At 65.3% G+C, this 25,005-nt stretch carries 25 protein-coding genes and 2 pseudogenes; 15 read left to right on the top strand and 12 right to left on the bottom strand.

Going from position 1 to position 25,005, the window contains the following annotated elements; all coding sequences use genetic code 11:
• A partial coding sequence (locus H977_RS32510) for a toprim domain-containing protein (RefSeq protein WP_036475133.1) occupies positions 1-483 on the top strand: 483 nt, incomplete at its 5' end.
• Between the two features lie 26 nt (positions 484-509).
• Here the strand turns inward: H977_RS32510 and H977_RS0104355 are convergent.
• Together H977_RS0104355 and H977_RS0104360 are read right to left on the bottom strand one after the other, a co-directional pair.
• Positions 510-857 (bottom strand): DUF202 domain-containing protein, encoded by a 348-nt coding sequence (locus H977_RS0104355; RefSeq protein ID WP_029106708.1) that lies wholly within the window; start codon positions 855-857, stop codon positions 510-512.
• Positions 854-1,198, bottom strand: a complete 345-nt coding sequence (locus tag H977_RS0104360) for a YidH family protein (RefSeq protein WP_231395875.1) — start codon at positions 1,196-1,198, stop codon at positions 854-856. The genes H977_RS0104355 and H977_RS0104360 overlap by 4 nt, the downstream gene beginning before the upstream one ends.
• A gap of 167 nt (positions 1,199-1,365) precedes the next feature.
• On the opposite strand from H977_RS0104360, the gene H977_RS0104365 reads away from it, so the two are divergent.
• Genes H977_RS0104365 through H977_RS0104380 form a run of 4 tightly spaced genes read left to right on the top strand, consistent with a single transcriptional unit; the run spans position 1,366 to position 6,006 of the window.
• Entirely contained in the window at positions 1,366-2,823 is a 1,458-nt protein-coding gene (locus tag H977_RS0104365; protein WP_029106710.1) for an ABC transporter substrate-binding protein, read from the top strand.
• Between the two features lie 24 nt (positions 2,824-2,847).
• Positions 2,848-3,735: an ABC transporter permease gene (locus H977_RS0104370; RefSeq protein WP_029106711.1), complete on the top strand. Its 888-nt coding sequence runs from the start codon at positions 2,848-2,850 to the stop codon at positions 3,733-3,735.
• Positions 3,732-4,481: an ABC transporter ATP-binding protein gene (locus H977_RS0104375; protein WP_029106712.1), complete on the top strand. Its 750-nt coding sequence runs from the start codon at positions 3,732-3,734 to the stop codon at positions 4,479-4,481. Before H977_RS0104370 ends, H977_RS0104375 begins: the two co-directional genes overlap by 4 nt.
• Before the next feature lie 28 nt (positions 4,482-4,509).
• Positions 4,510-6,006, top strand: coding sequence for a SulP family inorganic anion transporter (locus H977_RS0104380; protein WP_029106713.1), 1,497 nt, complete (start codon positions 4,510-4,512; stop codon positions 6,004-6,006).
• 24 nt (positions 6,007-6,030) lie between these two features.
• Here the strand turns inward: H977_RS0104380 and H977_RS0104385 are convergent, their stop codons facing one another.
• A complete protein-coding gene (locus H977_RS0104385; protein WP_029106714.1) occupies positions 6,031-6,867 on the bottom strand; it encodes an NYN domain-containing protein in 837 nt (278 codons plus the stop codon).
• Between the two features lie 107 nt (positions 6,868-6,974).
• On the opposite strand from H977_RS0104385, the gene H977_RS0104390 reads away from it, so the two are divergent.
• Complete coding sequence (locus H977_RS0104390) at positions 6,975-8,222, top strand: KasA/KasB family beta-ketoacyl-ACP synthase (RefSeq protein WP_029106715.1); 1,248 nt, start codon at positions 6,975-6,977, stop codon at positions 8,220-8,222.
• Here the strand turns inward: H977_RS0104390 and H977_RS0104395 are convergent.
• The 5 genes from H977_RS0104395 to H977_RS36025 all read right to left on the bottom strand — a co-directional run bounded on the left by H977_RS0104395 (position 8,219) and on the right by H977_RS36025 (position 12,924).
• The gene (locus tag H977_RS0104395) at positions 8,219-9,106 is read right to left on the bottom strand and encodes a cyclopropane mycolic acid synthase family methyltransferase (protein ID WP_029106716.1); all 888 of its coding nucleotides are present in this window, start codon (positions 9,104-9,106) and stop codon (positions 8,219-8,221) included. The genes H977_RS0104390 and H977_RS0104395 overlap by 4 nt on opposite strands.
• Before the next feature lie 21 nt (positions 9,107-9,127).
• Positions 9,128-10,006: a cyclopropane mycolic acid synthase family methyltransferase gene (locus H977_RS0104400; RefSeq protein ID WP_051288712.1), complete on the bottom strand. Its 879-nt coding sequence runs from the start codon at positions 10,004-10,006 to the stop codon at positions 9,128-9,130.
• 208 nt (positions 10,007-10,214) lie between these two features.
• Positions 10,215-11,204, bottom strand: coding sequence for an ABC transporter ATP-binding protein (locus H977_RS0104405; RefSeq protein ID WP_029106718.1), 990 nt, complete (start codon positions 11,202-11,204; stop codon positions 10,215-10,217).
• A gap of 1 nt (position 11,205) precedes the next feature.
• Entirely contained in the window at positions 11,206-12,255 is a 1,050-nt protein-coding gene (locus H977_RS0104410; protein ID WP_029106719.1) for an ABC transporter permease, read from the bottom strand.
• Positions 12,256-12,789: 534 nt separating this feature from the next.
• Positions 12,790-12,924, bottom strand: a complete 135-nt coding sequence (locus H977_RS36025; protein ID WP_286162624.1) for a hypothetical protein — start codon at positions 12,922-12,924, stop codon at positions 12,790-12,792.
• Between the two features lie 194 nt (positions 12,925-13,118).
• On the opposite strand from H977_RS36025, the gene H977_RS0104415 reads away from it, so the two are divergent.
• The gene (locus H977_RS0104415; protein WP_029106720.1) at positions 13,119-13,910 is read left to right on the top strand and encodes a transglutaminase-like domain-containing protein; all 792 of its coding nucleotides are present in this window, start codon (positions 13,119-13,121) and stop codon (positions 13,908-13,910) included.
• 46 nt (positions 13,911-13,956) lie between these two features.
• On the opposite strand, the gene H977_RS0104420 is transcribed toward H977_RS0104415, so the two are convergent.
• On the bottom strand, positions 13,957-15,525 hold the full coding sequence (locus H977_RS0104420; RefSeq protein ID WP_029106721.1) for a serine/threonine-protein kinase: 1,569 nt from the start codon (positions 15,523-15,525) through the stop codon (positions 13,957-13,959).
• Positions 15,526-15,846: 321 nt separating this feature from the next.
• Between H977_RS0104420 and H977_RS0104425 the strand changes: the two genes are divergently transcribed.
• Positions 15,847-16,470 carry a hypothetical protein gene (locus tag H977_RS0104425; protein WP_196808168.1) on the top strand — a complete coding sequence of 208 codons (624 nt, stop codon included), beginning with the start codon at positions 15,847-15,849 and terminating at the stop codon, positions 16,468-16,470.
• 134 nt (positions 16,471-16,604) lie between these two features.
• Positions 16,605-17,558 carry a hypothetical protein gene (locus H977_RS0104430; RefSeq protein WP_155946514.1) on the top strand — a complete coding sequence of 318 codons (954 nt, stop codon included), beginning with the start codon at positions 16,605-16,607 and terminating at the stop codon, positions 17,556-17,558.
• 19 nt (positions 17,559-17,577) lie between these two features.
• Here the strand turns inward: H977_RS0104430 and H977_RS0104435 are convergent, their stop codons facing one another.
• Entirely contained in the window at positions 17,578-18,069 is a 492-nt protein-coding gene (locus H977_RS0104435; protein WP_029106724.1) for a hypothetical protein, read from the bottom strand.
• 116 nt (positions 18,070-18,185) lie between these two features.
• On the opposite strand from H977_RS0104435, the gene H977_RS0104440 reads away from it, so the two are divergent.
• From H977_RS0104440 to H977_RS0104455, 4 genes are all read left to right on the top strand, one after another.
• Entirely contained in the window at positions 18,186-19,835 is a 1,650-nt protein-coding gene (locus H977_RS0104440) for an acyl-CoA synthetase (RefSeq protein WP_029106725.1), read from the top strand.
• A gap of 39 nt (positions 19,836-19,874) precedes the next feature.
• Complete coding sequence (locus tag H977_RS0104445; RefSeq protein ID WP_029106726.1) at positions 19,875-20,621, top strand: Mut7-C RNAse domain-containing protein; 747 nt, start codon at positions 19,875-19,877, stop codon at positions 20,619-20,621.
• A gap of 108 nt (positions 20,622-20,729) precedes the next feature.
• The gene (gene arr, locus H977_RS0104450) at positions 20,730-21,158 is read left to right on the top strand and encodes an NAD(+)--rifampin ADP-ribosyltransferase (protein WP_029106727.1); all 429 of its coding nucleotides are present in this window, start codon (positions 20,730-20,732) and stop codon (positions 21,156-21,158) included.
• 141 nt (positions 21,159-21,299) lie between these two features.
• Complete coding sequence (locus tag H977_RS0104455) at positions 21,300-22,718, top strand: SDR family NAD(P)-dependent oxidoreductase (protein WP_029106728.1); 1,419 nt, start codon at positions 21,300-21,302, stop codon at positions 22,716-22,718.
• Positions 22,719-22,743: 25 nt separating this feature from the next.
• Here H977_RS0104455 and H977_RS34365 read toward each other — a convergent pair whose 3' ends face one another.
• A complete protein-coding gene (locus tag H977_RS34365) occupies positions 22,744-23,268 on the bottom strand; it encodes a protein-tyrosine phosphatase family protein (protein WP_029106729.1) in 525 nt (174 codons plus the stop codon).
• Positions 23,269-23,287: 19 nt separating this feature from the next.
• On the bottom strand, positions 23,288-23,866 hold the full coding sequence (locus H977_RS0104465; RefSeq protein WP_029106730.1) for a TetR/AcrR family transcriptional regulator: 579 nt from the start codon (positions 23,864-23,866) through the stop codon (positions 23,288-23,290).
• Between the two features lie 100 nt (positions 23,867-23,966).
• On the opposite strand from H977_RS0104465, the pseudogene H977_RS0104470 reads away from it, so the two are divergent.
• Both H977_RS0104470 and H977_RS35770 read left to right on the top strand, forming a co-directional pair.
• Positions 23,967-24,269 (top strand): annotated as a pseudogene (locus H977_RS0104470) (2,4-dienoyl-CoA reductase); the annotation flags it as partial.
• 122 nt (positions 24,270-24,391) lie between these two features.
• A pseudogene (locus tag H977_RS35770) lies at positions 24,392-25,002 on the top strand (phospholipase D-like domain-containing protein); the annotation flags it as partial.
• Positions 25,003-25,005: the final 3 nt, after the last annotated feature.

Below are 25,005 nucleotides of genomic sequence, written 5' to 3' on the forward strand. Positions count from 1 at the left end.
GAGTTCGACCTCAGCAAGCTGCGGTATCACAAGATCGTGTTGATGGCCGACGCCGATGTCGACGGCCAGCACATCTCGACCCTGCTGCTGACCCTGCTGTTCCGCTTCATGAAACCGCTGGTCGAGCACGGCCACATCTTCCTGGCCCAACCGCCGCTGTACAAGCTCAAGTGGCAGCGTCAGGAACCGGAGTTCGCCTACTCCGACCGCGAGCGCGACGCGTTGCTGAACGAAGGCCTCAAGGCGGGCAAGAAGATCAACAAAGACGACGGTATCCAGCGTTACAAGGGCCTGGGCGAGATGGACGCCAAGGAGCTGTGGGAAACCACGATGGATCCCACGGTGCGGGTGCTGCGCCAGGTCACGCTGGACGACGCGGCCGCCGCGGACCTGCTGTTCTCGATCCTGATGGGGGACGACGTGGAGGCCCGCCGCAGCTTCATCACCCGCAACGCGAAAGACATCCGCTTTCTCGACGTGTAACCGCCCTGCGGAACTATCCGGCTGATTCAGACCGCAGCGGGCAGCGCGAGGTACGTCAGCACCAGCGCGCCCTCGACGATGACGGCCATGCCCACCACCGGCAGAACGCTCCGGCCGGCCGCCGCACAGTCCCGCGGGCAGGCCAGCAGTTGACGGCGTCGCCGCAGCCCGACGGCGTACACGCCCGCGGCGAGCACGGCCGCTGCGATGACCACCGCGATGCGTACCGGGTCATGGGCAAGATCGACCATGTGGCCGTCGCGCAGCAACACCAGCACCCCGGAAGCCGCGACAGCCAGTGCGGTGCGTGTCCACGACAACGATGTCCGCTCGGCCTGCAATCCGCGGTCCTGAGCCAGGGCCTGGCGCGTCATCGGACGGTCGCCGCAATCGCGAATCCCACTGTGACGAAGCCCAACATGGCCAGGCCGGTGGTCAGATACACGGGCAGCACCGCACGCGGCAGCGGCTTGTCCTGACGCATGGCACGGTCCACCTGGGACCACCGAAGCAGGCCCGCCACCGCAGTCAGAATTGCCATGGCACCGACTGCCACCCCCAGTATGTGCCGAAGGCCGGGAACTGTCATTTCGGGCATGAATTGGACCACTGCGACGGCGGCGGCGAGCAACCCGAGTGAGGTGCGCTGCCAGGCCAGGAATGTCCGCTCGTTGGCCAGCGTGAACCGGTAATCGGGTTCAATCGGAGCGTTCACGTTGGTTGAGTCCGGAATATCCACGCTTGCAAGACTTTCCGACAGGAAGGCGTGGTTCCAGCGCGGTGCTGGTGGCGTAACTCAGATGTCGTCTCTGTGCAGATGGCGTAACTGCTGCGCAACCTCGCATGACCGTGAGGTAACAGAAACCGTCGACCCTTGTCGGTATGAACGATGTGCAGCCTCTCCCTCGTGGCCGGTGGCGTGTCCGCTCGGCCGCCCTGCTGGCCACATTCACCGTCGCCGGAGCGCAGCTGCTCACCGGCTGCGGTCTGCTGACAGAGTCGACCGTCGTCGTCAACGTCGGTTACCAATCCAAGACCATCAACACCGTCAACGCCGGCACGCTGCTGCGTGACCGGGGTGACTTCGAGGCCGCACTCAAGGAAGCAGGTGCCGCCACCGGCACCAAATACCGGGTGGTGTGGCAGGACTTCGCCTCGGGCGCCCCGCTGACCGCTCAGATGATCGCCACCCATGTCGACATCGGCTCGATGGGTGACTATCCGTTGCTCACCAATGGATCCAAGACCCGCAAGTACGACGACGCGGTCACCGAACTGGTTGCCACCACCGGCTACAACCTGCGCGGGTCGTTGAATCAGGTGGTGGTGCCGTCGGATTCGACTGCCGACACCCTGGCCGACTTGACCGGCAAGAAGGTGTCGACGAGTCTCGGATCGGCTGGTGACGGCATGTTCTCCTCGGCGGTCAAGAACAGCGGGATCGACAAGGGCGCCGTGCACATCGTCAACCAGGATCCGTCGGTCGGCGCCTCGGCCATCGACGGGCGCCAGGTCGACGCCTTGGCGCAGTTCGTGCCCTGGCCGCAGCTGGTGATCTTCCGCAATCAGGGGCGGTTGCTCTATGACGGCGGAGACAACAACGTGCCGACCTTCCACGGTGTGGTGGCGCGCAAGCAGTTCGCCGAGCGCCGTCCCGAGGTGATGGCCGCTTTCCTGCGGGCGATGAGGGCCACCACCGATGACATCGTGGCGCACCCGCTCAAGGCCGCACTGCGGGTATCGGCGCTGACGGGCATCGAGCCCGAGGTCATCTACCTCTACAACGGGCCGAACGGGCTGGTCAGCTTCGACCTGACGCTCAAACAGCAGTTTCTCACCGCCTTCGCGAAGGTCAAGGAGTACCTGGTCGGACGGGGTTCGGTGACAGCGGATTTCGATGTCTCCGGCTTCATCGACGACAGCTATCTACGGCAGCTGTTCGGCGACGAGTACGCGCAGCGTCGTGACAGTGTGGCCAACCCGATGGTGCTCGCCGGTTTCGACGACGTGTGCGGACTGCCGGTCGACGATCCGGCCCAGGCCTCCGAGTTGTGGGCGTCCGGGGCCGAGAGTACCGACGTCGCAGCGACACCGAGTTGCCTGTTGCGCCGGGTGGCGGCCACCCCCGAGGTGCGGGCCGCCTATGTGCCCGACACCCTCACCGGGCTGAGGATCTTTGCCGATCACGCAGTGTGGCTGCAGGATCCGGCCGCTCCGCCCACTCGGCGCTACAAGCCGTTCGCCACCTCCGCCGGAGCGGACTCCTACCGAACCGATCACCCGCAAGCTCAGTCCGTCGGCTACGCCGCCGCGGTCGGGGAATCCCGCACCGCGGGCTGACCCACCACCGAGAAAGGAAATCGCATGACTGATCTCATGTTTCGGCCGACCATCGCACCACCAAGGCTGTGGTCGCCGGGCACCGGGGATGGAAAGACAGTGCGGCGCAAGCTGGCCGACCTGGTCCCCGCGTCCGTCTCCCGCCGGGTGCCGGCGCTGCTGCTACCGCTGATCCCGATCGCGATCTTCTTGGCGGCCTGGCATCTGCTGACCGCCAACAATGTCGTGGCGTGGCTGCGGTTCAACCGGATGCCGAGCCCCGAGAGCGTGCTGCACACGCTGATGGCGCGGATCGGCTCGGGCAGTTATTACGACGACCTGCTGGCCAGCTTGCAGCGAATTCTGCTGGGCTTCGGTCTGGCCGCGATGGTGGGCATCGGCTTGGGAGTGCTGGTCGGCCGCTCGGAGCTGGCTCGGATGACCTTGCGGCCCTTCATCGAACTGATCCGGCCCATCCCGGCGATCGCTCTGGTGCCGCTGACCATCCTGCTGTTCCCGTCCAGCGAGCAGGGCATCGTGTTCATCACGTTCTTCGCCGCGTTCTTCCCGGTGGTCGTCAGCACGATCCATGCCATGGACTCGATGCCGAAGGTGTGGGAGGAAGCCGCGCAGACCATGGGTGCGGGCCGAATGTCGCTGTTGTTCCACGTCATCATCCCGGGAGCGCTGCCCGGCATCTTCGCCGGACTGTCTGTGGCCATGGGTGTGGCATGGATCTGCGTGGTGAGTGCGGAGATGATCTCGGGCCAGTTCGGCATCGGCTACTACACCTGGCAGGCCTACGGTCTGCTCGACTACGCCGGTGTGGTGGTCGGCATGATCTCCATCGGCGCGCTGGGACTGGGCACGGCGTGGCTGGTCGAGCGGGTCGGGCGGCGGGTCAACCGCTGGCTGCCGAGGGCGTCCCGATGAGCACGGGCGCCGTCAACCTCCAGCAGCTGCAACTGGGCTTCAACGACGTTGTCGCAGCGGATATCACGTTGACCATCGAGCCCGGTGAGGTCGTCGTGTTCCTCGGTCCGTCGGGCTGTGGCAAGTCCACCATCCTGCGGGCCCTGGCTGGGCTGCTCAAACCCATGGGCGGCACCGCCACCGTGGACGGTGCACCCGTCACCGGCAACGCGGCGCAGTGCGCCATGGTGTTCCAGGAGGACGCATTGTTCCCCTGGCGCAGTGCCCTCAAGAACGTCCAGTTCCCGCTCAAACTCCGCGGGGTACGGGGCAAGGAGCTCAAGGAGAAGGCCACCACCCGGCTGGAACAGGTCGGCCTGGGCACCTACCTCGACCATCTGCCCAGCCAACTGTCCGGCGGTATGCGGCAGCGGGTTCAGCTGGCCCGCACACTGGCGTGTGAGCCGCGGGTGATGCTGATGGACGAGCCGTTCGGCGCGCTCGACGCCCAGACCCGCCTGGAGATGCAGCAGCTGCTGATGTCGGTGTGGGAGGCCCAGAAGATGACCCTGCTCTTCGTCACCCACGATGTCGACGAGGCGCTGCTGCTGGCAGATCGGGTCGTGCTGTTGAGCCACCGGCCGGCAACCGTCGCCGATGTCCTGACGATCGACAAACCGCGCACCCCTGAGGCGCAGTTCGAGGAGTCATATCAGCGGCGCCGTCGCGCGATCCTGGACTTCCTCGGTCACCGCCCGGCCGCATAGTCACCTCACTGTCCGCCTAGGAGTTTCGATGAGTATCACCATGCCCGGATTTCGTGCGCCGTCAGCCGGAGTCAACAGCCCGTCACTTCGGTCGCCCTCGGTGCTGCGTACCGAGGTGCTGGCCGGTCTGGTGGTGGCGCTGGCGCTGATCCCCGAGGCCATCGCGTTCTCGGCGATCGCGGGCGTCGACCCTCGGGTGGGCTTGTTCTCGACGGTGACCATGGCGATCACCATCGCGTTCGCCGGGGGCCGGCCGGCCATGATCACCGCGGCCACCGCGGCCGTCGCACTGGTCGTCGCGCCGGTGTCACGAGAATTCGGGGTGGGGTACCTGGTCGCGACGATTCTGTTGGCGGGCGTGATCCAGATGCTGCTGGCGTTGTTCGGGGTGGCCAAGTTGATGCGGTTCATCCCGCGCAGCGTGATGGTGGGCTTTGTCAACGCATTGGCCATCCTGGTGTTGATGTCGCAGTTGCGCCATCTGGTGGACGTGCCGTGGCTTGTGTACGCGTTGACCGTCGTCGGCGTGGTGCTGATGGTGGTGCTACCGAAGCTGACCACCGCGGTGCCCGCACCGCTGGTGGTGGTGCTGGTGTTGACGGCTGCGGTCGTGGCGTGCGGCTGGGATGTGCCCGATGTGGGAGATCAAGGGGCACTGCCTGATTCGCTTCCGGTGCCCGGTTTCCCTGATGTGCCACTGACACTGCACACGCTGCAGGTCATCGCGCCCTACGCGTTGGGCGCGGCGCTGGTCGGGTTGTTGGAATCGTTGATGACGGCCAAGCTGGTCGACGACATCACCGACACCCCGTCCAACAAGACCCGCGAAGCAGGCGGGCAGGGCCTGGCCAATGTGGTGACGGCGATATTCGGCGGCATGGGCGGCTGCGCGGTGATCGGGCAGACCATGATGAACGTCAAGGTGGCCGGGGCGCGAACCAGGTTGTCCACCTTGCTGACCGGAGTGTTCGTTCTGATCCTCGTGGTCTCGCTGGGCGATCTCGTCGGTCGCATCCCGATGGCCGCGCTGGTGGCGGTGATGATCGTCGTTTCGTTTGCGACCTTCGACTGGCACAGCGTGAGGCCACGGACGCTGAAGGTGTTGCCCCGCAGTGAAACCCTGATCATGGTCGTCACCGTCATTGCGACCGTGGCCACCGGCAACCTGGCGGTTGGCGTGTCACTCGGGGTGCTGACCGCCATGGTGGCGTTCGCCCGCCGCGTCGCCCAGTTCACGTCGGTGTCGGTGGATGACGGTCCAGATGGGACACGGACATACCGGGTCCGCGGGGACCTGTTCTTCGTGTCCAGCAATGAGCTGGCGCACCAATTCGACTACGCGGGAGATCCCGCCGAGGTGGAGATCGACATGTCCGGGACGTCGCTCTGGGATGCGTCGTCCGTCGCGACGCTGGACGCGATTCGCCAGAAGTACTCGTCGCGTGGGAAAAGTGTTTCGTTCACCGGGCTCGACGGGGCGAGCCTGATTCGGCTCAACCGCTTGTCGGGACGGTTGGGGGTCTGAGCGCTCCGTTCACGAGCGGGCCGGCTACCGCAGCTTGACCAGCCGCGTCGTCGAACTCTCATCCAACTCGACCACATCGGATCGGGACCGCAGGAAATCACTGAACGACTTGAATCCCAACGATTTCTCGCTGAACGACGGGTCCATCCGCTTCATCTGCGCCTTGACCGCGGAGTTGTGCAGCCATTCGACATCGTCCTTTTCCAGTCCGATCTGCAGGGCGCGGGTGAGTAACGCGGTGGCCTGCGTCTGCGGGTCGGGTTCCTCCTCCTTCTTGCGGGTGCGCTTCTGCGGCTGGCGTTCTGGCTCGGGCGTGAGGGTGGGGATGCCGGGCAATGAGTCGTAGACGACGAACTCGTCGCACGCGGCGGCCAGTGCCCGGCTCGACGAGCCGGCCACCCCGATGCCGACGACGTAACGGCCCAGGCGTTTACAGCGTTGGGCGAGCGGGATGTAGTCGGAGTCGCCGGCCACGATCACGACATGGGTGAGGTCGGGGAGCCGGAACATGTCCTCGACCGCGTCGACGGCCAGCCGGATATCGGCGCCGTTCTTGCCGTACGCGGCAGCGGGAAACAGCTGTACGAGGTCGACGGCGCGGCCGACGAGCTGCTGGCGGTATCCGGCGTTGACGTCGGCTGACCAGTCCGCGTAGGCGCGGGTGAGCACCAGGGTGCCGAACGACGAGGCGAAGTCGAGAATGGCGGCGACGTCGACGGTGGCCTTGGTGAGTTTGTCGGCCTCCAGGCCCTTGGCTTTGTCCTTCTGAAACGAGTTGCGGCCGTTGACCTGGTCATAGCGGGAGATGACGATGTTGTCGAAGTCGAGGTAGACCGCGACGCGGGTGTCGAGTTCGGTCATGGTTCCAGTCTGAGAAATCGGGTGAAAGTGGGTATATGCAGTTCTAAAGTGGGAACTACTTTGTAGCAAATATTCGGCTCGCAAAGGAGAATCGGGAAACCCAGCGCATGCTCGCGAAGGCCGCAGGTCGATTCGCCGATGTCGTCGTCACCGCGATCGCATCGACCACTTCTCTTGCGCCCGATGCCGAGGAGACCTGGGCGCTGTTGTTGGAGGGCCGAAGCGGAATCCGGCCTCTCGACAAACCGTTTGTCGAGGAGTTCGACTTTCCGGTCCGCATCGCCGGGCAGCTCACCGAGAGCTTCGATGAGATCCTGACTCGCGTTGAGCGGCGCAAACTTTCGTACATGGGCCAGATGTCCACGGTGCTGGGGCGGCGGCTCTGGGAGAGCGCCGGATCACCCGATATCGATACCCGGCGTCTGCTGGTCTCGATCGGGCTGGCGCTGGGCACCACCGAGGAAATGATCCTGCAGTACGACACCTGGAAAGTTAAAGGGCTGCGCGCGGTGGCGCCGACATCGATCCAGAAATACATGCCGAATGCGCCTGCGGTGGCGGTCGGGCTGCAGCGCCAGGCGAAGGCCGGGGTGATGTCTCCGGTGATGGCCGATGCCTCGGGCGCGGCGGCCATCGCGCAGGCGTGGCGGCAGATCATCCTCGGTGACGCCGATATCGCGATCTGTGGCGGTGTCGAGACCTGCATCGAGGCGGTGCCCATCGCCGCATTCGCCCAGGGCGGCATGATGTCGACGGACAACGACGATCCGGCGGCCGCGTGCCGCCCGTTCGACAAGCATCGCGAGGGCATGGTGTTCGGCGAGGGCGGTGCCCTGATGCTGATCGAGACCGAGGCGCACGCCAAGGCGCGCGGCGCCCCGATCCTGGCGCGGCTGATGGGCTGCGGCATCACCAGCGATTGCTACGACGCGGTCCGGCCCGATCCGACGGGGGAGCGTGCCGGTGACGCCATCACAAGGGCCGTTGAGCTGGCCGGACTCACCGCGTCCGACATCGACCACGTCAACGCGCATGCCACCGGAACGATCTGTGGGGATGCGGCCGAGGCCCGGGCCCTCCACCGGGCGCTGGGCCACGCGGTGCCCGCGGTGTACGCGCCGAAGGCGGCGCTGGGGCACTCCCTGGGCTCGGCGGGGGCGATCGATGCCGTTTTGACCGTGCAGGCCCTGCGCGACGGGATCATCCCGGCCACGCTCAACCTCAAGAACCCTGATCCCGAGATCGATCTGGACGTGGTGGTCGATCAGCCCCGGCTGGGCAATTACCGCTACGCGATCAGCGATTCGTTCGGCTTCGGCGGGCACAACGTCGCGTTGGCGTTCGGCGCGTACTAGGGCTGTTTGACGAAGGTGAACTGGGCGACCTCGGAGATACCGCGGCGGAAGAAGTCGGCGCAGCCGGTGATGTAGCGCATGTAGCGGTCGTAGACCTCCTCCGACGTGGTGGCGATCGCCTCGTCGCGGTGGGCGACCAGGTTGGCCGCCCAGGTGTCCAGCGTCCGCACGTAGTGCGTGTTCATCAGCTGCAGGTGGTCGGTGGAAAAACCGGCATCGGAGGAGAATTCGAACATGTCCTGATCCGACGGCAGCTGACCGCCAGGGAAGATCTCCTTGCCGATGAACCGGGTGAACTTCATGTCGGACAACGTGATCGGGATGTTGTGCTCGCGCCAGTAGTTGATCGGATGGGTGAAGATGGTCTCGATCACCATGCGCCCGTCGGGCGGCAGCACGCGGTGCACGGTGTCGAAAAAGGCGGCGTAGCGCGATTTTCCGAACGCCTCGAAGGCTTCGATGCTGACGACGCGGTCCACCGGCCGGTCGAACTGCTCCCAGCCCTGCAGGCACACCAGGTGTGAGCGACGGGTGTCGACCTGGTCCAAAAGGTGTTGGCAGTAGGCGTATTGGTTTCGGCTGAGGGTCAGGCCGACGACGTCGACGTCGTACTTCTCGAGCGCGCGTTTCATCAGCGCGCCCCAACCACACCCGATGTCGAGCAGCGTCATGCCCGGTTGCAGGTCGAGTTTGTCCAGGGCCAGGTCGATCTTGGCCATCTGGGCTTGTTCCAGCGTCATGTCGTCGCGTTCGTAGAACGCGCAACTGTAGGTGCGGGACGGGTCCTGGAAGAGCCCGAAGAAGTCGTCGGACAGGTCGTAGTGGGCTTGAACCTCTTCGAAGTGCGGCCGCATCTGGGCCGTCCCCGCCATCCCGTCGGCCATGCGCAGTAACCTCCCCGGTAGTTACATCTTTTCGCAGGTGAATTGGCACACGTCGGTGTACCCGTCGCGGAACAGATCCGCGCAGCCGGTCAGGTACTTCAGGTAGCGCTCGTAGACCTCTTCGGACGTGATGGCGATCGCCTCGTCCTTCTTGGCCTGCAGGTTTGCCGCCCAGGTGTCCAGCGTGCGGGCGTAGTGCGGCCGCAGTCGTTGCTTGCGGGTGACGTGGAAACCGGCCTCGGTCGCGCGGTCCTCGACCATCGCGATCAGCGGGATCCGGCCACCCGGGTAGATCTCGGTGACGATGAACCGGAAGAAGCGCATCAGCGACATCGTGGTGGGCAGACCCATCTCGGCCACTTCTTCTTTGCTGGTCGAGACGATCGTGTGCAGCAGCATCACGCCGTCGTCGGGCATCAGCTCATAGGTCTTCTTGAAGTAGTCGGCGTACTTCTCGAAGCCGAAATGTTCGAAGGCGCCGATCGACACGATCCGGTCCACCGGCTCGTCGAAATCCTCCCACGGCTGCAGCCGCACTTCTTTGCCGCGCGGACTGTCGGATTCGGCGAAGCGTTGTTCGATGTGGGCCAGTTGATTGTGCGACAGCGTCAGGCCGACGACGTTGACGTCGTACTTGTCCACCGCGCGCATGATGGTCGACCCCCAGCCGCAGCCGATGTCGAGCAGCGTCATGCCGGGCTGCAGGCCGAGTTTGCCCAGTGCGAGATCGACTTTCGCCATCTGGGCCTGTTCCAGCGTCATGTCGTCGCGCTCGAAGTAGGCGCAACTGTATGTCTGGGTGGGGTCCTGCCAGAGCCGGAAGAAGTCGTTGGACAGGTCGTAATGGGATCGGACTTCGTCTGCCGTCGATCCGTGGCGCTCGCCGGGAGGCGCGCCGATAAATGTCTTTGTGGCTTTTTCGTGCTGCCTGGTGTCTGTCACTATCCGCCCCGCACCGCTATCGGATTCGGCAAATGACCCGGCACACCGCTTTCTTCATGTGCCGTCTTCGGACGTTACTCCTCTGCGTTGCGCTCGGGTACCCCTTGGGACGGCAGATTTCGGCAGTGTCAAAACCCGGATGGTGCTTACGGTTTCAAATGGCTGATCAATCCTCGGGTTCGGATCGCCCGATCAGGTTGCGGGCGCCGGTGGGGCCGAGCAGTTCCCGGAACGCCTGGACGGTGTAGCCGACAACGGTCGCATCGGATTTCGCGCGCGCGGTCGCCGAGCGGGGCAGGCTGAACAGCGGGCCCATCTCGCCGAAGTAGTCGCCGGGGCCGACCGTCTTGATGACTTCCTCACCACCGCTGGCCAATTCGCGCGCAAGCTCGATCTCGCCCGCGGTGATGATGTAGATCAGATCGCCCATCTCACCCTGGGCGAACAGCACTTCGCCGGCCTCGATGCTCCGGGTTTCGGGGCCCTGATGTTCGACGGCGACGGGCGGGACGAGCTCCACCACCTGATCAGCGAGCGGCAGGATGCGGGTGTCGTGCGTGGCGACGACGACGACGCGCTCATCGCTGGCAAGCTCGCGGATGAGCCGGAGCACTTCCTCGACCTGGATGAAGTCCAGGTGCGCGGTGGGTTCGTCGGCCAGGATCAGCGGCGGGTCGAGCGCGATCGCGCGGGCCACCGCGACGCGTTGTTGTTGTCCGCCGCTGAGATTGCCGGGGCGGTGGTGCAATCGGTGCTCGAGCCCGACGCGTGTCAGCAGTTCCATGGCGCGTTCGCGGGCGCCGTAGCGGCTCATGCCGGCAGCGCGCAGCGGCACCATCACGTTTTCCATCGCGGTCAGGCTGGGCACCAGGTTGAACGCCTGGAACACGATCCCGACGGTGTCGCGCCGGTAGTCCGACAGTGCCTTCTTGTTCAGGGTGGTCACGTCGACGTCACCGAATTCGATGCGGCCCGCGGTCGGCTTGAGGATCCCGCCCAGGCATGAGAGAAGCGTCGTCTTCCCACAACCGCTGGGCCCCAGCAGGATTGCCAGCGATCCGGCGGTGACTTCGAGGTCGAGGCCGTCGATCGGGCGCACCGCATACCCGCCGCTGGAGTACTCCACGACGAGGTCCTTGACGAGAAGGTCAGCCATGTCACGGTCCCCGGAAGGCGAGGGCCGGGTCGATGGTGACGGCACGACGCAACCCGGCCACGCTGGCCAGCAGGCCGATCACCACCGCGACGATCGGTAGCGCGATGAATGCCAGGGTCGGGACGTCGCAGCGCATCGGAAACGGCGGGCCCAGCACGAGTGAGAGCCCCGCTCCCAACAGTGCGGCCAGCAGCGCGACCGTCACTGCCTGCATCGCCAACCCCGCCATGATGGACCGGGTAGCCACACCGACTGCTTTGAAAACCGCGAAGTCACGGGTGCGTTCCAGGGCCGACAGATAGATCACCGATCCGACGATCAGCGCGGCGACCGCCCACAGCAGGCCGGCCATCAAGCTCATCGCCTGATTGGCGCCGCGCAGCGGGCGCACCATGTCGTCGATGGCGCCGGTTCGGTCGACGATGCGAAATTCCATTGGCGCCGCCCCAGGCTTGCCGACGATGCCGACCGACGAGATCAGCTTCTGCCCGGAGAACAGCAGTTGTTGGGCGCCGGGGACCGTCAGGTAGACGTTGTCCTGGGCGGCCAGGGCGGTGAGGTCGTCGACCAGTCCGACGACGCGCAGTTTCGAGGCGCCGACGTCGATGTCGGCGCCGACCGGGCGGCCCATTGTGGTGGACACCGCGACCTCATCGGGGGTGTGGGGTGCGCGGCCCTCTTTCACCGCCGGCGTGCCCGGCCCTTGCTCGGGCACACCGAACACGTTGACGTTGCGGGGGGTGCCGCCTGCCGGGATGGTCGACGAGCCGTACACGAGCGGGACCGCCGTGGTCACGCCGGGAAGGCGGGCCGCTCGTTGAACGTCGGTGATCGGCAACGGCGCCGAGCCGAGGAACGGGCCGGCCGCGCCCTCCTTGATCATGAATGCGTCGAGGCCGAGGGCGTCGACACTGCGTTCGGCCTCGACGCGGAAACCGTTGGCCAGGCCCGTCAGCACCAGCGTCATGGCAAAAACCAACGCGGTGCCGACCGCGGCGATCATGAATCGCCGTCGGCGCCACTGCAGATCGCGTAACGCCGCGATCAACACGTCGGTGCCCCGCTCATCCCTTTCGACGTTACCGAGAGGGGTGTGGCAGGTGGTGCTTATTGGGGCATTTGGTGTCTGGGTTGTTCGCGAGCCTCGACATTTGTTCCCTGATCGATAGTGCCCGCCTGGGGCGCGGTGACCACGCCAGTCACATGCGTCACGAGCCTGGGCGGGGTGCACGATGTGCCCGCCTGCGAGCGACTTTTCAGCGACAATCGCCACACCGATAACGTCTCTCTCGCCAGCCCCAGGTTTTCTGGGAGATTGTGCCCGTCCAGCACCGCTGGCCTCATCAGTCTCACCAGTCCAGTGCCCGCCTATCAGCGACACTGTCGCTCTTAGGCGGGCATCCCGAAATCTGTTGCAGACGCGACTGAAGATGCCTACGTGACGTATGTATTGATTGGCTGCGCGGCCAAAGTTACTCGCGATGCTTCTGAGGCGATTGTCGCTGAAAAGTCGCTCGCAGGCGGGCACGTCGGCACATGCTGGCCGAGCGACATGCCGCCACTGCCGGGCCCCCGATTCGGAAGCTCAGCGCTTTACGGGGTGCAGAACGGACTCGGTGGTGTGTAAAGGGGTTTCCTTGGCGCGCTTGACCGCGCGTTTCTCCTTGAGCGACTTTCCCGATTTCTTGGCCATGTGCTGTCGCGGCGACTTGTCGGCCATGGACGGCCCCTTGGGTATCGGGGGCCTGATTGGTCCCGGTTTCTCGACCGTACGCGCCGATACTCTGACCTGCAATGATGTGTGTCCACAGCGTTGGCAGGCACTGATCTGCCGCGTTCACTAGAGTCGTCCATCTATGCCGAACAACAGCCTGATCTGACGGGCGGATAGGTGGGCAGCGAGTGAAGCGGGATATGGGCACGCAGCTCGATATCGAAATCGTCGCGCCGACAACGTTGGAGTTTCAGATCGCGGTGGCCCCACACCCCAAGGCCCAGGTGATCGAGTCGCTGTCGTTTGTTCTGGATGGAAAGCCATTGCAAGCCAAGGAGATCCGCGGTACACACGGCAATCGCATTCACCAGTTCGATGCGGCGGTCGGCAATCTCAAAGTCGATTACACCGCCTCGGTCATCGGCCGGAACGATCCAGCGCCGGTGACCGACTACGACCTCTCGGTGTACCTACGGCCGAGCCGATACGCCGAAGCGGACAAGTTTTTCGGTTTCGCCGCAACGGAATTCGGGCACTACGTGGATTCGGCGGTATTGCTGGAAAAGGTGTCATTGTGGGTGGCCAACCGGCTCAGCTACGTACCGGGCTCCAGCGACCCGATCGACGGAGCGGTCGATACCCTGCTGGCCGGCGCCGGCGTGTGCCGTGATTACGCGCACCTGGTGGTAGCGCTCCTGCGGGCGGTGAACGTTCCTGCGCGCGTGGTGTCCGTATATGCGCCAGGGTTGCAGCCCATGGATTTTCATGCGGTCGTCGAGGCGTTCGTCGAAGGGCATTGGCTGGTGGTCGACGGCACGTTGTTGGCGCCACGGCAGAGCCTGGTGCGGATCGCCACCGGCCGCGACGCCGCCGACATCGCGTTTCTCGACAACCACAAGGGATCGATCGTTCTGAACTCCATGATGGTGACCGCCGTGGTCGACGGTGAACTGCCCCGGGATTCGGTCGATCAGTTGGTGTCCATCGGCTGAGTCGTCGGCTTGGCCAAGGCCAAGGGCGCAGGAACCAGCGGCAGAGTCAGTTGAATGCGGTGCTGCCGGAGACTGCGTGCGTCTTGCTGATGAGTTTGGCGTAGCAGTGGTCGGCGTCGAAGCCGTTTGAACTGCACCAGTACAGGGCCCCCGCTGCATTGGGGAAGCTGATCGGCGCGATGGTGACCCAGAAGTCGGGGGCGTCGAAGGTCGACCAGTCGCCCGACCACAGCAGTTTGGCTCCGTAACGCTCGCGGAGCTGCAGATGCTCTTGCAAGGTCAGGATGTTGTCCCAGGTGACGCCCTCATCGACAACCCCCGGTCGCTTCGAACTGAGTTGCGGCACCCAGCGATCGGCACCGTCGGTGCTCACCACGGCGTGGTCCTCATTAGCGATCTGGCGGAGCTGCTGAAAGCTCGTGGACTCGGGATCACGCGCCGCGGTGGGGATATACGACGGTGTCGGCGGACGTGGAGGTGGCGGCGGCGGAACCGTCTTGTAGACGGTCTGGGCCGTGACCGTCGCACTCGGTAGGGACGGCGCGATTGTCGGAGTCGATGCGGAGTTGACGGGCGGCGCCGTGTTTTTCGGAATGAGTAAGCCGATGACGAGGCCGACCGCACCGAGTAGAAGCGCGCAGACCACTCCGATGACGGCAAGGGGTGCCCACGTTTGGCGAGACCCGGGCCCAGCAGCTTGAGGTGCCAGGGCTGCGATGGGCAACGGCGGTGAAAAGTGCGATGCCGACATGGTTTCGGCGCCAGCGGCCCTCGCTTGTTCCGGAGTGCACTGCAGCGCGCGCTGAGCGGCACGCGCCAATGCGCCGGCGCTGCCGTAACGGTCGTCGGGTTCCTTGGCCATGCCCCGTGCGATGACCGCATCCACAGACGTAGGGATGTCGGGGCAGACTGCACTCGGCCGTGGCGGCGGCGCAGAGAGATGTGCGGCGATCAGTTGCTCGTAGCTGTTGGTCGGAAATGGTGCATTGCCGGTCAGCGCCTCGTGCAGCACGCATGCGAGGGAGTAGACATCGGCGGCCGGCGAACACGGCGCGTCACCGAACCGTTCCGGGGCCATGTAACCGAACGAGCCGATGTGCATGCCCGTCTGCGTCAGCCCTGAATCGCCTCGCGCCTGCGCGATACCAAAGTCTAGGAGGTATGCGAAGTCGGAGGGTGTGATGATGATGTTCTGGGGCTTGACGTCGCGATGGACCACGCCTTGGGCATGCGCGGCATCGAGCGCGGCGGCGATCTGCTCGAGAATCGACACCACGCGTTGCGGAGCCAACGGTCCGGTAAGAATGCGGTCGTGCAGCGTCTGACCGCGGACCAGTCGCATGTCGATGTAGAGGTTCCCGTCGATCTCGCCCCAGTCGTGAATCGGCACCACGTGGGGGTCCTGCACGTTTGCCACCGCGTGGCACTCGCGCAGGAATCGGGCCCGGAAGTGTTGGTCCTGCGCGTACTGCTCGCGGAGGATCTTCAGAGCGACGGTCCGATCCTTGTCGAGATCGTGAGCCTCGTAGACCTCGCCCATGCCGCCGCTGCCGAGGAGAGCGGTCAGCTCATACTTACCGAACCTGCTGCCCACATGCGTGTTGTTCTTGATCATCCTGTGCCTCCTCGACTGGCGAACAGGCGAACGTAGCGCGGGGTGCCGACAAGCGAGGTCGGCGTATTCCGGCCCCACCCGTCCCGCGCATCCGTCGACAATTCTGGACATTAGCCCTCGTGCGCGGCTTCGGCACCGATTCCCGGCGAAAGCTCATGCGTGATGACATCGACGGATGCCCAGCCGAGACTTGAGGTCCTGCGCAGAACGAAGAAGGGCGGTGTGATGGCTGGTATTGATCAAGCAGCGCTGACGGCTGCAGTGGCGGAATGGGGGAATGCGACGGTCGAAATTCTCGCTCCCTCACCACAGACACGCACCGTGGTTCCCGAGACATGGTGGCCGGTCGTTGAATCACTTGATCCCGAGGAACGCAAAGACGTTGCGTTGGCACTGTGGAACAGCGAATTCCTCGACCTGGTACCACGATTCGACGAGGCGCTACGCTCCGCGCTTCTCGACGTTCGTGTCGCTCAGCATTCGTGGCAAGGCACGCCCACCTTGGACTACGTGGTTCGAGCCAGGGACGGCCGGCCCAAGGTATGGATGGGGGAGGACGCGCGGACATTCGGACATTCAGAGCCGCCGATGTTTGACTCGCTACCTGGTCCGGCCCGCACATTCCTACGGCAGGTTCATGCTGGATTTACCACTCTCAACGGCAAGTCGTGTGGGCTGATGCCCCCGGCCGACATGCAGACGCTTGCCGACAGCTGGGGTCACCCCGACGACAGTGATGTCGCCGAGTGCTGGGATGCGTCCACCTATCCCTTTCCCGGCACTCAGCGACTACTACTCATCACCGAGTATGGCGGTCATCCGTACTTGTTCACTTCACCGGATTTGCCGGCCGGGACAGCGGTTACATACTTCGAACCCGACTTCGAAGTCACATCGTTCGGCGAAGCGCTCGACGACTTTCTGAACAAGCCGCTGGGATACTGAGCGATCACAACGCGGTTCGGTGGTCGTCGTGACGGACCCCATGGGTTAGGGCCGTCCGGCGGGGGACACCGATGCTGCGGCTCGGTGAGAATTGGCGCGCAGCCCGTCCCAGCAACCGCCGTAGGCTCAGCAACATGCGACTCACCGCTGTTGCCGCCGCGCTATTCGTCGCGCTGTCGGTTGGCGTGAGTGGCTGCACCGGTGCGCCCGACCGTGAACAGCAAGCCCTCGACATTCGGGACCGCATCGCGGCGATGCCGGGTGTGGAAGATGTCGACCTGATCTATGACAACGGCATCCTCGAGGGCACACGGTTCGAACTCAAGGTCGACATGGCTCAGGCCAGTGATGAGCAGGTCGGCGAGGTCGCCGCGCAACTCGACGAGCTACGCGGCGGTGACTTCGCAAAATTCAGCCAGCGGATGGAAATCCGTGTGGCCGAAGGGACCTCGGTCTCGGGAGGTGACGGTCTGCCCGACGACACCGTCCAGGTGACCGGACTGCTGCGTCGCCTTCGCTCAGACGCTCCGGCCGGCGAAATCAGATGGTCCGGCGGCGCCGCGCCGGGCGCGTCGAAGATAGGGATCCTGGAGGCGGAGAAACCCGGTGCCGCAGTCGACGCCATCCTGCGCATCTTCGCCGACCGGCCGCCCAGTGACATCGAAGTCTCTGCAGCTGACCGGGTCGCTGATCCACACTGGATGATCTTCAACCGGTTCACTCTCGCCGATAAACAGCGCATCGACGGGCAACTGGCCGCGGCGGCGCCTGCTGAGCCAGGCTGGATTGGGATCCGGGACGGGATGATCGAGCGCCTGACCTTCAGCGTGCCGACGCCGGCGACCGCTTACGAGGAAGTGGTGCGGACCATTCACGCGATCGAGGCCGGCCCGGCACATCCCGTCAGCCTCCTCTGGCACTGGGCCGACGATCCGTCCCGCTTCAACGAGCCGCGTTGGGCAGGCAGCGCCATGATCGGCAAGTGCGACTACGTCAACGGGGACCGCACCAAGTCCGAGCCGCTCGTACCCGACGCATTGGCGTTGCAACAGCGGATCCGCGACGAGTTCGACACCTGCCTCAAATAGCAGTTCATCCCGCGTCCGGTCACGGTGCGTTGGCCGGCGTCAACCGGATGGCGGCCAAGTGCTCTCGGTCGGCCGCCTCGGTGAACTCCTCCAGCGTGGGGATGCGCCGATCGCGGAACGTCAACCCCATCATCCGCTGCGCGCGTTTGACGCCGTAGAACTCGGCGGAGCGCCGGCACAAGGCGGCGACGGCCGCGGGGTCCGTGATGAGTTCGCCCCGCATGGCCGTGGTCTGGCCGTCGTGGAGGACTTCAGCCGGGGCGCCGTCGCGGAAGTTGTGCTTCCACGGCGCGTCGGTGATGGCGTAGAGGTGGTTGTCGATTCGATGAGCGCTCAGTGGAATCGCATACTGGCGTCCGGTCTTTCGGCCCCGAACGGTCACGACCATGAACTGTTTGCGCGCGGGCCCTGCAATTGGCGTGCGCAGCAGGAACCGCAGGGCCGGGTTGACGACGCGCATCATCGCCGTTGGCGGATGCGCCACGGTGATCGCGGGTGACTGTTCTGCCATGGCCCTACGGTAGGCCGCACATTCGACATTGCCCAGGTTCAGATTGCCTGCGCGACCCGCCGCGTGAGGGGCTCCGGTCCTGCTACCGTCCAGCGCAATCGGCGAGGGGCGGGACCATGAACGCGATAACCGGAATTCGGCAGACGATGGGTCAGATCTTCGAGTCGGGGCATGCGGTCAAACGCCTCGTCGGCCGGGGCATCATCGAGCCCCTGGATATCGGCGCCACAGTGCGCAGCGCCAAACTTGCCCGCCAGTTCGGGCCGCAGGCCACCATGGCGATCCAGGGCGGGCGCCGGTATGCGGACCTGCCGGCGATCGTCGACGAACGCGGCGCGTTGACCTACAAGCAGGTCGATGACCAGTCGTGGGCGTTGGCGCACGGTCTGCAGCACCTGGGGCTCAAGGAGGGCTCCGTCGTCGGGTTGCTGTGCCGGGATCATCGCGGCCTGATCATCGCGATGGCGGGCTGCGGCAAACTCGGTGTGCGCCTGGTGCTGATGAACACCGGCTTCGCCAAACCGCAATTCGCGGAGGTCTGCGCCCGCGAGGGCGTCAGCGTGGTGATGCACGACAGCGAGTTCCTCGGCCTGCTCGACGCCCTGCCCGCCGAGCTTCCGCGGATATTGACCTGGGTCGACGACGCTGCCCAATTACCCGAGGGTGCGCAGACCATCGAGGACATCGCGGCGGCGAACCCCGCCGAACCGCTGCCGCCACCGAGCAAGCCAGGCGGCTCGGTCATCCTCACCAGCGGCACCACCGGTCTGCCCAAGGGTGCTCCGCGGGACACCGTGTCCCCGTTCGCGACCGCGCAGATCGTCGACCGAGTTCCGTTCCCCCGCAAGGGAACCATGGTGATCGTGTCGCCGATCTTCCACAGCACCGGTTGGGCCACCTACCTGGTCGGCGCCGCGCTGGGTAACAAGGTGGTGACCGCGCGGCGGTTCAACGCCGAGGGCACGCTGAAGCTGATGGCCGAGCACAAGGCCGACATGTTGGTGGCGGTGCCGACGATGCTGCACCGGATGGTCGAACTGGGCCCCGAGGTGATCGCCAAGTACGACACGTCGGCGCTGAAGGTGATCCTGATCGCCGGGTCCGCGCTGAGCCCGGACCTGTCCACCCGGGTGCAGGACGTTTTCGGCGATGTTCTGTACAACATGTACGGCTCCACCGAGTGCGCCATCGCCACCATCGCGACTCCGGCCGAGTTGCGGGCCGCGCCGGGAACCGCGGGGCGTGCCCCGGTGACCTGCGAGGTGGTGCTCTACGACGAGAACGATCAGCGCGTCGAGGGGGCCAACCGTCGCGGGCGGATCTTCATCCGCAATGGCGCGCCGTTCCAGGGCTATACCGATGGCCGTACCAAGCAGATCATCGACGGCTACATGTCCAGCGGCGACATGGGCCATTTCGACGCCGACGGACTGCTGTTCGTCGACGGTCGCGACGACGACATGATCGTCTCCGGCGGTGAGAACGTCTTCCCGCAGGAGGTGGAGAACCTGCTCGAGGAACGCGACGACATCGCCGAGGTGGCGGTCGTCGGTGTGGACGATGTCGAGTTCGGAAAACGGTTGCGGGCCTTCGTCGTTCCGGAACCTGGCGCCAGTCCCGACGGGTCCGAGATCAAGCAGTACGTGAAGGACAATCTGGCTCGGCACAAGGTGCCCCGCGATGTGGTGTTCATCGAGGAACTGCCGCGCAATGCCACCGGTAAGCTGCTGCGCCGGGTACTGGTCGAGATGGACGTCGATTCCTAGTCGATTGCGGCCGGCGACACTGCGCGCAACCATGGCGGTATGGCCGGCTTCGTGGAAATCCGGGCCTACGCCGAGCTGAACGACTTCTTGGACGCCGGCTCGCGCGGACTGACCGTGCGCCGGCCCTGCCAGAGCCATCAGACCGTCAAGGATGTTCTTGAGGCCATGGGTATTCCGCACACCGAGATCGATCTGATCCTGGTGAACGGGGACCCGGTGGGGTTCGAACACCGGCCGGCCATCGGAGACCGTATCGCCGTGTATCCGATGTTCGAGGCGCTCGACATCGAGTCGATGGCCCGGCTGCGGCCCGAGCCGCTGCGTGATCCGCGGTTCGTGGTCGACGTCAACCTCGGTCGGCTGGCACGGCTGCTGCGGGTGCTCGGATTCGATGTGTGGTGGTCGAACGACGCCGACGATCAAACGCTGGCCGACATCAGCCTGCAACAGCAACGGATCCTGCTGACTCGCGACCGGGGTCTGCTGAAGCGTCGCGCTATCACGCACGGTCTGTTCGTCCACTCCGAGCAACCGGAGGGGCAGACACGAGAAGTGTTGCGGCGGTTGGACTTGCGGCGGCGGGTCGCGCCGTTCACCCGCTGCGTGCGGTGCGGCGGCCGGTTGGCATCGGTGGCGAAGGAGGAGGTGGCCGACCGCCTCGAGCCGTTGACCCGCCGTTACTACGACGAGTTCGGCCGCTGCACCGAGTGCGGGCAGATCTATTGGCCAGGTACACACTTTGAGCGGCTTAGCAGTCTCGTCGACGGGCTTCTCGACCAACTCTGATCGGCGTCGCGGGCCTGCTCCCATTCTCAATATACGGCCGGGGGTGGGGCTTGCGGCAAGGCCCCTGACGTGCTGCACAATCTTCAATTCCTGACGAAGGGGGACATTGTGCCGAGTACGCCGAAACCGTTTGAAGTGCACGAGTCGGGTGCGCTCCTGCACGGCACCAAGGCCGATCTGGCAGTGGGAGATCGCCTGGTGCCCGGACGCGAGTCGAATTACGAAGCGGGCCGGATCATGAACCACGTGTACGTCACCCGGACTTTGGATGCGGCGGTGTGGGGAGCGGAGATGGCCGTCGGTGAGGGCCGGGGCCGGATCTACATCGTCGAACCCGAGGGTCCGCTGGAGGACGATCCGAACGTCACCGACAAGAAGCTCCCCGGCAATCCGACGCACTCCTATCGAACCCGCGAGCCGGTGAGAATCGTCGGTGAGATCACCGACTGGGTGGGGCATTCACCCGAGCAGCTGCAAGGCATGCGGGACGCCCTGGCTGACCTTCGACGGCGGGGGCTCGACGTCATCTACGACTGACCTACCGCGGTGGTGGTTCGGGGCCGGGTGGCCAAGGCTCTCGACTGAAAGCCCTGATCGACGTCGTCGTCGGCGGCCTTGTTCGCGTCGGTTCGTTCGCTCGATACGGGGATTTCACCTCAATCCCCGTACTCTTCCATGGTGACCGCGATCGATCCCGACCAGCTCAGCACGTGCCTGCGGGTGCTTTCTGAGGTGCATGAACTGCCGCCCGAGCACCCCGACGCCGTTGCTGTGCGCCGCGCCACCGCGAAGATGTTCAAGGCGGTCAAGAAGGCCCGCCGGGACGCCAGGCGTGAAGCGGTCGCAGCGGCGGACCGTGCCGTCATCGCCGCCACTGCCACCGGTGCGCCCGGACGCATCGACGACGAAACCCAGGGTCTGCCGTTGGTGTCCACCGCGGTCGGGGCCAGTGCGGGCACGCTGCTGCGTTCGCGGGCCTGCTACATCTGCAAGACCCACCACACCGTGGTCGATGCGTTCTACCACCAGCTTTGTCCGGAATGCGCCGCGGTGAACCGGGCCAAGCGCGATGCCCGCACCGACCTGACCGGGCGCCGGGCCCTGCTCACCGGAGGGCGCGCCAAGATCGGCATGTACATCGCGCTGCGGCTGCTGCGCGACGGCGCGCACACCATCATCACCACCCGGTTTCCCAACGATGCGGTGCGCCGCTTCGCGGCGATGGAGGACAGTGCCGACTGGTTGCACCGGCTGCGGGTGGTGGGCATCGACCTGCGTGACCCGGCCCAGGTGGTCGCCCTGGCCGACGAGGTAGCCGCGCAGGGACCGCTGGACATCCTGATCAACAATGCGGCGCAGACCGTGCGCCGCCCGCCGGGCTCCTATGCCGCACTGGTCGAGGCCGAGCGAACCCCACCGCCGGCGCTGGTGGACGTGGTCACCTTCGACCATGTCAGTGACGCACACCCGCATGCTTTGGCCGGAAGTCTCGGCGAGCACCCGTCGGCGCACGCTTTGACTTCGCTTGCACTGGAAGCGCGTAGTGCGTCACCGGAGCGGATCGCCGCCGGGACGGCGATCGACGCCGGTGGGCTGCTGCCCGATACCGCGTCGGTCAACAGCTGGACCCAGCGCGTGCACGAGGTCGACGCGATGGAGCTCCTCGAGGTGCAGCTGTGCAATCAGACCGCACCGTTCATTCTGGTGAGCCGGTTGCGTCCGGCGCTTGCTGCATCGTCGGCCCGGCGCAAGTACGTGGTGAACGTGTCGGCGATGGAAGGCCAGTTCGGCCGCGGCTACAAGGGCCCCGGGCATCCGCACACCAACATGGCCAAGGCCGCGCTGAACATGCTGACGCGCACGAGCGCGGGGGAGATGCTCGAGCAAGACGGCATCCTCATGACCGCCGTGGATACCGGCTGGATCACCGACGAGCGTCCTCACCCGACCAAATTGCGGCTGGCCGAGGAAGGCTTCCACGCACCGCTGGATCTGGTGGATGGTGCTGCGCGCGTGTATGACCCGATTGTGCGAGGAGAATTGGGCGAGGATCTCTACGGGTGTTTCTTGAAGGATTACTCGCCGGCGAGTTGGTAGGGACTTCCGCACCCGCGGCCGGCATCTACCGGGCGCAGCGCGCTCGCAGAAGGTCGTGCTGCGCAGCGGACTCTGGGCAGGCGTCTGCGGCTTTCCTTGTGCCTGCGCGTAATTCGGCGATGCGGACGATGACGTCGTCGTAGCTCAATCCGGATTCAGCGAGCAGGCACCCGATCACTGTGCCGGTCCTGCCCTTCCCACCCCAGCAGTGCACGTAGACGTTTCGGCCCGCGTCCAACTCGGAGTGGATGCGCGCAAGGATTGCGTCGTAGCCCGCATCATCGATGACGCCGAAGTCGGGAATCGGATGCGCGAAGTACTGCGCTGTGCGCCCGGAGTTCTCTGCGGCCGCGCGGAGAAGTTCTTTGTAGGGCGTCAGACGGTCACCTTCGGTGGTGAGGTCGATGACGGTGTCGATTCCGGCGTCGAGCAGGACGCGGATCTTGGCTTCTGCGTTCTCGGGTGTGGTGGCCCCCGGGTATTCACCGGCGAGGAGCCGGTTCGGCTGGACCCACCACGCGTGGAGGACATCGTCGTGTGGCCACTCCATGGTGCCGAGATTAGCGACCTCAGGCGAGCTGGCCGAGCGCAGCTGCGACCGCGGCGCGAATCGTGGTGGAAACGGCTTCCGGGGAGGACGCATCGAACTTCCCGTCCAGATGCAGGAACGCCAGGCCGTGCACGAGTGCCCACACGGCGTTCGCCATCGCGTCGGGATCTGACGTGGGAATCGCCTGCTGCACAATCGATCTGAGATATTCACTGATGGCCTCGACGGCGGCGACCCGTTCGGGGCTGGTCGGATCGCAGGGTTCGGCGAACATGGCCCGGAACAGGCCGGGGCGTTGCAGCGCGAAGTTCACGTAGGCGATGGCGATGTCGGCGAGGTCGTCCGGCGTTTTCGGTGAGGGGTTCGCCGCGGCCAGTTGTTCGGCCAGATCGCTGTAGCCCACCGCGGCGACCGCGGACAGCAGCGCGTCGCGGTCGGCGAAATGCCGGTACGGCGCGGCGGTGGATACCCCTGCGCGACGGGCCGCCGCGCGCAGCGACAGTTCGGTCGCGCCGCCCTCCTCGAGCAGCTCCAGCGCGGCCTGCACCAGAGCGCTGGGCAGGTCGCCGTGGTGATACGACCTCGTTGACGTGGGCATTCGGGACTTACCTCACAAGTGTTGACACCGCTTACATGCTCGCCGTATGTTAGCAGCAAGCAGGAGTAAGCACTGCTAACATTGTTTGGAGGGAATTCGCATGTCGAGCACGTCGGAGGAACTGTTCACGCCCCTGCGGCTGAGGTCCGGCCAGGTTCTGCGCAACCGGATCGCCAAGGCGGCCATGGAAGAGGGCATGGCGGGGCGGGCGCAGCTGCCGGATGAGCGCCTGATCGCGCTGTACCGGCAGTGGGGCGCCGGCGGAACCGGACTGCTCATCACCGGCAACGTCATGGTCCACGCCGAGGCCATGACCGGGCCGGGCGGCGTCGTGCTGGACGCGGATTCACCGTTGGAACCGTTCGCGGCGTGGGCGGAAGCGGGACGGCACCGCGGGTCTGCTACCAGATAGCCAAGGTTGTCGACTCGCAGGCTTAGGAGGTCGAGGTCTGTCGGGGCACCTGCCCTGGATGGCGAACCGCACCAGTTGCTCCCATCGGTCTGCCCAGCACGTTGACTCCCGGCGTGGACGTTGGACTGTACGAATCCCTGCTGACTGAGCGACTCAACGCCGCCCAGGCGGAGCGACCTGACCCGCAGCCAGACGTCAGCACGGTCGACGACGCTGAAGAAGCGCTGACCATCGCTCAGCACCTCACGCTGCTCATCGAAAGGCAGCTGGCGGCGGCCGGTAGTCCTGAGGCGCGAGCGGCACTGCTGCGCAACATTATTGGAGTGCTTGGCGATATCGATGCGCAGCAAGAACGCTGCATCAGAATGATTCCGCGAAGATCTTACGGCTGGATGCCGTGAGTCCGAGAACCCTTGGAACGGTCCAGTTGCCGCGCCCCGCCACACCGTTGTCAGACGCCGCACTCATGACGAACGCCCGCAATGAGCCGACGGTGGCGGCGGAGTTGCGGGCCGAGCTGGGCAGCGCAGACCACGTCGACCTGCTGTGTACATTTGTGAAGTGGCAGGGTCTGCGCTTGCTGGAACGTGAACTCATCGAACTGCGTGAACGCGGCGTGCCGCTGCGGGTCATCACGACCACATACTTGGGAACCACCGGCGCCCGCGCCCTCGACGCATTGGTCAACGACTTCGGCGCGGAGGTGCGGGTAAACTATGAGACCGGC

It is taken from the genome of Mycobacterium sp. URHD0025 (assembly GCF_000426065.1).
Lineage (GTDB): Bacteria > Actinomycetota > Actinomycetes > Mycobacteriales > Mycobacteriaceae > Mycobacterium.

Excerpts from the sequence above, each read along its gene's own strand:
- H977_RS0104415 (WP_029106720.1), top strand. The coding sequence starts at position 13,119 with ATGGGCACGCAGCTCGATATCGAAATCGTCGCGCCGACAACGTTGGAG.
- H977_RS0104355 (WP_029106708.1), bottom strand. The coding sequence starts at position 857 with ATGACGCGCCAGGCCCTGGCTCAGGACCGCGGATTGCAGGCCGAGCGG.
- H977_RS34365 (WP_029106729.1), bottom strand. The coding sequence starts at position 23,268 with ATGGAGTGGCCACACGACGATGTCCTCCACGCGTGGTGGGTCCAGCCG.
- H977_RS0104365 (WP_029106710.1), top strand. The coding sequence starts at position 1,366 with ATGAACGATGTGCAGCCTCTCCCTCGTGGCCGGTGGCGTGTCCGCTCG.
- H977_RS0104430 (WP_155946514.1), top strand. The coding sequence starts at position 16,605 with ATGCGACTCACCGCTGTTGCCGCCGCGCTATTCGTCGCGCTGTCGGTT.
- H977_RS0104445 (WP_029106726.1), top strand. The coding sequence starts at position 19,875 with ATGGCCGGCTTCGTGGAAATCCGGGCCTACGCCGAGCTGAACGACTTC.
- H977_RS0104390 (WP_029106715.1), top strand. The coding sequence starts at position 6,975 with ATGCTCGCGAAGGCCGCAGGTCGATTCGCCGATGTCGTCGTCACCGCG.
- H977_RS0104370 (WP_029106711.1), top strand. The coding sequence starts at position 2,848 with ATGACTGATCTCATGTTTCGGCCGACCATCGCACCACCAAGGCTGTGG.
- H977_RS0104375 (WP_029106712.1), top strand. The coding sequence starts at position 3,732 with ATGAGCACGGGCGCCGTCAACCTCCAGCAGCTGCAACTGGGCTTCAAC.
- H977_RS0104380 (WP_029106713.1), top strand. The coding sequence starts at position 4,510 with ATGAGTATCACCATGCCCGGATTTCGTGCGCCGTCAGCCGGAGTCAAC.
- H977_RS0104465 (WP_029106730.1), bottom strand. The coding sequence starts at position 23,866 with ATGCCCACGTCAACGAGGTCGTATCACCACGGCGACCTGCCCAGCGCT.
- H977_RS0104420 (WP_029106721.1), bottom strand. The coding sequence starts at position 15,525 with ATGATCAAGAACAACACGCATGTGGGCAGCAGGTTCGGTAAGTATGAG.
- H977_RS36025 (WP_286162624.1), bottom strand. The coding sequence starts at position 12,924 with ATGGCCGACAAGTCGCCGCGACAGCACATGGCCAAGAAATCGGGAAAG.
- H977_RS0104435 (WP_029106724.1), bottom strand. The coding sequence starts at position 18,069 with ATGGCAGAACAGTCACCCGCGATCACCGTGGCGCATCCGCCAACGGCG.
- H977_RS0104395 (WP_029106716.1), bottom strand. The coding sequence starts at position 9,106 with ATGGCCGACGGGATGGCGGGGACGGCCCAGATGCGGCCGCACTTCGAA.
- H977_RS0104440 (WP_029106725.1), top strand. The coding sequence starts at position 18,186 with ATGAACGCGATAACCGGAATTCGGCAGACGATGGGTCAGATCTTCGAG.
- H977_RS0104385 (WP_029106714.1), bottom strand. The coding sequence starts at position 6,867 with ATGACCGAACTCGACACCCGCGTCGCGGTCTACCTCGACTTCGACAAC.
- H977_RS0104405 (WP_029106718.1), bottom strand. The coding sequence starts at position 11,204 with ATGGCTGACCTTCTCGTCAAGGACCTCGTCGTGGAGTACTCCAGCGGC.